The 4,783-nt window shown below is 65.3% G+C and carries 6 protein-coding genes; 4 read left to right on the forward strand and 2 right to left on the reverse strand.

Annotated elements, in window-relative coordinates; genetic code table 11:
- Window positions 1-605: FAD-binding oxidoreductase (locus Q4P21_RS08200; RefSeq protein ID WP_303388296.1), on the forward strand; the 605-nt coding region annotated here is incomplete at its 5' end.
- Between the two features lie 141 nt (window positions 606-746).
- Entirely contained in the window at window positions 747-1,463 is a 717-nt protein-coding gene (locus Q4P21_RS08205; protein ID WP_303388297.1) for an SDR family oxidoreductase, read from the forward strand.
- Here Q4P21_RS08205 and Q4P21_RS08210 read toward each other — a convergent pair.
- Window positions 1,460-1,849, reverse strand: a complete 390-nt coding sequence (locus Q4P21_RS08210) for an ACT domain-containing protein (protein ID WP_303388298.1) — start codon at window positions 1,847-1,849, stop codon at window positions 1,460-1,462. The two genes, Q4P21_RS08205 and Q4P21_RS08210, sit on opposite strands and share 4 nt — an antisense overlap.
- Window positions 1,850-1,907: 58 nt before the next feature.
- Window positions 1,908-2,552: a LysE family translocator gene (locus tag Q4P21_RS08215; RefSeq protein WP_207344474.1), complete on the reverse strand. Its 645-nt coding sequence runs from the start codon at window positions 2,550-2,552 to the stop codon at window positions 1,908-1,910.
- A gap of 151 nt (window positions 2,553-2,703) precedes the next feature.
- Between Q4P21_RS08215 and hutI the strand changes: the two genes are divergently transcribed.
- Together hutI and Q4P21_RS08225 are read left to right on the forward strand one after the other, a co-directional pair.
- Complete coding sequence (gene hutI / locus Q4P21_RS08220; RefSeq protein ID WP_303388299.1) at window positions 2,704-3,927, forward strand: imidazolonepropionase; 1,224 nt, start codon at window positions 2,704-2,706, stop codon at window positions 3,925-3,927.
- A gap of 153 nt (window positions 3,928-4,080) precedes the next feature.
- Window positions 4,081-4,620, forward strand: a complete 540-nt coding sequence (locus Q4P21_RS08225; RefSeq protein WP_303388300.1) for a hypothetical protein — start codon at window positions 4,081-4,083, stop codon at window positions 4,618-4,620.
- The last annotated feature ends 163 nt before the right edge of the window (window positions 4,621-4,783 follow it).

Consider the following 4,783-nt stretch of genomic DNA (forward strand, 5'->3'; position numbering starts at 1 on the left):
TCGCAGTCGTTCCGCACGGCAGTGCCGGGTTTTCCGTGGCGGCGGGGGAACGGAGTCTCACGGCCAGCATGGTGGTGAACGCCGCCGGGGCATGGGCAGACACCGTGGCGCAGCTGGGCGGGGTGCGTTCCCGCAGGTTGGTGCCGCACAGGCGCAGCGCCGCCATCGTGTCCACCGAACATGCCTTCAACCCTGGCGGGCCCATGGTGCAGCCAACCGATGAATCGTATTACTTCCGCCCCGACGGCCCGCACCTGCTGATTTCCCCGTGCGAGTCGATCCCTGCCGAGCCGGGGGACGCGCAGGTGGTGGATGCGGACATCAGCGAACTCATCTCCCGCATTGGCGCCGTCACCAGGGTGGGGATCACCGGCGTCGTACGCGCTTGGACGGGGCTGCGCACACACCCGGTCGACGGCCTGCCCGTGGTCGGGTTTGACGCCGACGTGCCGAATTTCTTCTGGCTGGCCGGGCAGGGCGGCTACGGCATCCAAACATCCGCCGCGCTCGCGGGCTTGGCTGCCGCACTCATCACGGGCACGCTCACGGACGACGACGGGGCGCTGGCTGCCGCGCTCAGCCCCCAACGTGCGGGGCTGGGCTGACACCGGGGGCTGAGCAGATCTCGCGATACTTGTGACTGACCAGCTGGGGCGGCACCGACCTCCAGATTTCAGCCGACAACGTCGGTTCCATTGTCACCAGGCGGGACTATCGTGGAAGGTGCGGAATAAGGAGTGATTGCCATGATCGTTGCAGGAAAGGTCGCGCTCGTGACGGGTGCTTCAAGTGGGATTGGAATGGCGCTGGCCCGGATGCTGGCGCAGAAGGGTGCGCGAGTGGCGCTGGCCGCCAGAACGGGAACCGTACTCGAGACCCTGGCCGGTGAGCTGGGCGGTGCACTGGCCCTGGAAACGGACATGCGCGACGCAGATGCCGTGCGCCGTATGGTGATGGAAACCCACCGACATTTTGGGCACCTCGATATCCTCGTCAACAACGCCGGGCGCGCCATGCACGGACCCCTCATGGATGCCGACCTTGATGAGTACCGGGACCTGCTCAACCTCAACGTTGTGGGGGCGCTGCAGGCCATGCAGCTTGCTGCCCCGCTGATGCGTGAGCACGGCGGTGGGGTCATCGTGAACGTCAGCTCCGGCACCACGCTGCGGACGTTGCCGGGAGTCGGCCCGTATTCCTCCAGTAAGCACGCGCTGAACAACCTCAGCCAGGTAGCCCGTGCTGAACTGGCGCCGGACAATATCCGGGTCTGTCTTGTCTACCCCTTTATCACCGATACAAACTTTGGCGGGGGCCGGGTCGGTCATACGAGCCGTTCTGGAATGGTTCCGGACACCGCCGAGTACGCTGCAGGGCTTGTGCTAGAGGCCATTGAGACGGAAAATGCGGAAACTTTCGCGGCGAAGACCGGCGGCTGGCGCACGGACCGCCCGATCGCCTAGCCCCGTAACCCGTGCAGCACGCTAATGGCGCGCGCGCGGTCCGGCGCGGCGACCAGAACATGGTCGTGGTAAAAACCGGCTAGGACGTTGGCGCTGATGCCTGCCTGGCCAAGGGCTTGTGAGAACGCAGCGGTGAGGCCGACTGCTTCCAGGGAGGAATGGACGGACAAAGTCAGCCACGCTGCAACGTAGTCGTAGTCCACGTTGAGGGAATCAGCGTCGGACCGGAGTAGAACGGCCGTCAGCCCTTCCGTTTCAGTGATGGTGGCCTTGGCCAGGCGGATGGCAGGATGATCGGCCGGGAGGCTCGCGTACACATATTCGTCCGGAAGCGCCACCACTTCCAGCGTGCGCAGCATTGCGGCCACATCTGTCGATCCAGTCATGTCCAACACCGTTTCCGTGAGGTTGTCAGTTTGCCATCATCAAGCGGGCGGCGCGTTTCTAACTCGCGGCTCCGGAGGCCACGACGCCGGCGCCCAAAACAGCAAGAATGGAGCTGCTGATGCGTTCAATGATCCTGTTGACCTTGGGCTTCTTCAACCACTTCATGGTCTTGTACGCCACCATGGCGATGACCACCAGATAGAGGAAGCCGATGATGGCCAGCGTCAGGCCCAAGATCATGGCCATGCCCAGGGTGTTGCCGCCTGGCGGGATGAACTGGGGCACCACGGCCAGGTAGAACAAGCCGACCTTGGGGTTCAACAGTGTGGACAGTGCACCGGCGCCGAAGGCTCCGCGGTGGCTGAACGTGAGTGGCGCGTGGCCGGAGGAGCCATCGACGACGCCGGCCTTGCGGGCTTTGCGTGCCTTGATCAGCGCAGAAACACCCAAGTACATCAGGTACAACCCGCCGGCAATCTTCACGAGCCTGAACACTTCAGCTGACTGCTCCAACAGCGCCGCCAAACCAAAGCCAACCAAGGCTCCCCACATCACGGCACCGAGCCCGCACCCCGCAGCCGCGGCAATGCCAGCGCTGGCCCGGTTCAAGGAAATCCGCAGGATCAAGAACGTGTCGGGCCCGGGAATCAATGCCAGCATCAGGCACAGCCCAGCAAAGCCCAGAAGGGAAACAAAGGTCATAACCACCATTCTCCGCCCTCCCGGTTCATCCCGGCAACCACACGGGCACACGGGTACAAGGGCACACTGACCGCCCGGCCGTGTCTGCCCTGCCGGACACGTGGCCGGACGTGGGCACCCGCCGCGGCAGCCGCCGTCGTACGCTTGGGGCATGAGCGAACTGATCGAGAACATTGGTGAATTGATGAGCCAGGACGCGGAGGTTGGCACGCTGGCCAATGCGGCGCTGGTGGTGGAGGGGGAGCGGATTGCGTGGATCGGGCCCAGTGCCAAGGCCCCGGCCGCCGATACCCGCACCGACGCGCAGGGCCGTGCGGTGCTGCCCGGCTGGGTGGATTCGCACACGCATCTGATCTTCGCGGGGGACAGGACGGCAGAGTTTGAGGCGCGTATGGCGGGGGAGAGCTACAGCGCGGGCGGCATCGCCGTGTCCGTGGAGGCCACCCGCGCCGCCAGCGACTACGACCTCACCCGGAAGGGGCTGGGCCGCGTGGCAGAGGCTCTTTCGCAGGGCACCACGTTCCTGGAGACGAAAACCGGCTACGGACTGGACGTGGAGCATGAACGGCGCAGCGCCAGGATCGCCTCGACGGTCGCCGATACTGTCACGTTCCTGGGCGCGCACCTTGTTCCGGCTGGCATAGACGCGGACAGCTACACGGATCTTGTCTGCACCGACATGCTGGCTGCCGTGTTGCCCTATGTGCAGTGGGCCGACGTGTTTTGCGAGCGTGGTGCTTTCACTCCGGAGCAGTCCCGCAAGGTGTTGGAGGCCTGCCGTGCCGCTGGGTTGGGGCTGCGCGTGCACGGGAACCAGCTGGGGCACGGCGAAGGGGTTGCGCTGGCCGTGGAGTTTGGTGCGGCCAGCGTTGACCACGTGAACTTTTTGACGGACGACGACGTGTCCCGCCTTGCGCAGTCCTGGTCGGGTTGGGATGGGGATGCCAACGCGGGACGTGGCGGAGGGACTCGTGGGACTGTCGCCACCGTGCTGCCAGCGTGCGATCTGTCCACTCGGGCGCCTCTGGCACCTGCCCGGGCGCTGCTCGATGCCGGGGTGCCGGTGGCCATTGCATCGAATTGCAATCCAGGCACGTCCTACACTTCCTCCATGGCGTTTTGCGTGACGACCGCCGTGCTGCAGATGGGGCTCAGCGTGCACGAGGCCGTGCGGGCCTCCACCTTCGGTGGCGCGCTGGCCCTGGGGCGTGAAACAGGAGTTGACGCTGACGGTCAGCGTGCTGTTGGTTCGCTGGCGGTGGGCCATCGTGCCGACCTGCACATGCTCAAGGCGCCTTCGGCCACACATTTGGCGTACCGTCCTGGGATTCCGTTGACGGCCGGGGTGTGGAGGGCCGGGGAACGCAAGGTCTAGCCGGGATCCCGGACGCTTCGGGCGGCGTTTCACAGCAGACTGATAGCTTGCGAACAGTTCCGGCAAATCAGCAACGTGCACGGTTGAAGTGAGCCGGCGGTGCATGCCGGAAATCCAATGGTGCCGCTCCGGCGTCCACCGAAGGGAATACACATGGCTATCAGAAAAATAACGGCACTTGGCACTTCCGCCGCGGCCTTGGCACTGGTTGCGGGACTGGGCGTGGCCGGAGTTGCTTCCGCTGCGGATTCACCGACCAGTACCCCGTCGGCAACCACGGGTGCCGTCCAGTCAGCTCCGGCTGAACACGGCGGTCAGGGTGGGCATCGAGGCGGCGCTGGAGACCTGGCGTCGGGCTTGGCCCAGAAGCTGGGAGTAGATGAAAGTAAAATCAGCGATGCCTTGAAGTCGCTGAGGAAGGCCTACAAGTCGGCTGCGCGTCCCGCAGATGGAACAAGGCCGGATCGTGCACAGCAGGATGCGGCCCTGGCCAAGTCCTTGGCTGGCTCGCTGGGCATCGACGAGTCCAAGGTCACTGCGGCGTTGGGTGAACTCCGCGCAGCGAACCAAACCAAGCGGGCAGCGGCCCTGACCGCAAAGCTGGATGCGGCCGTCAAGGCCGGGACGCTGACCCAGGCTGAAGCCGATGCCGTCACCAAAGCAGTCGAGAAGGGAGTGATTGGCGGGCGCTAGGCAGAACGAGCAGCCCTGCAGTCAACTGTGTGAGGTGCTCGAGTCCGTGAGGTTTAGCGGCGTGCCAAACTGACCGGCCTTGAGTCGACGGCGGGGGCGGCGGGGGGCGGGGGGGTGCTATTGAACGCCCCCCCCCCCCCCGGGGCCCCCCGCCCCAAGGCCC

It is taken from the genome of Arthrobacter sp. (assembly GCF_030540645.1).
In the GTDB taxonomy this organism is placed as follows: domain Bacteria; phylum Actinomycetota; class Actinomycetes; order Actinomycetales; family Micrococcaceae; genus Specibacter.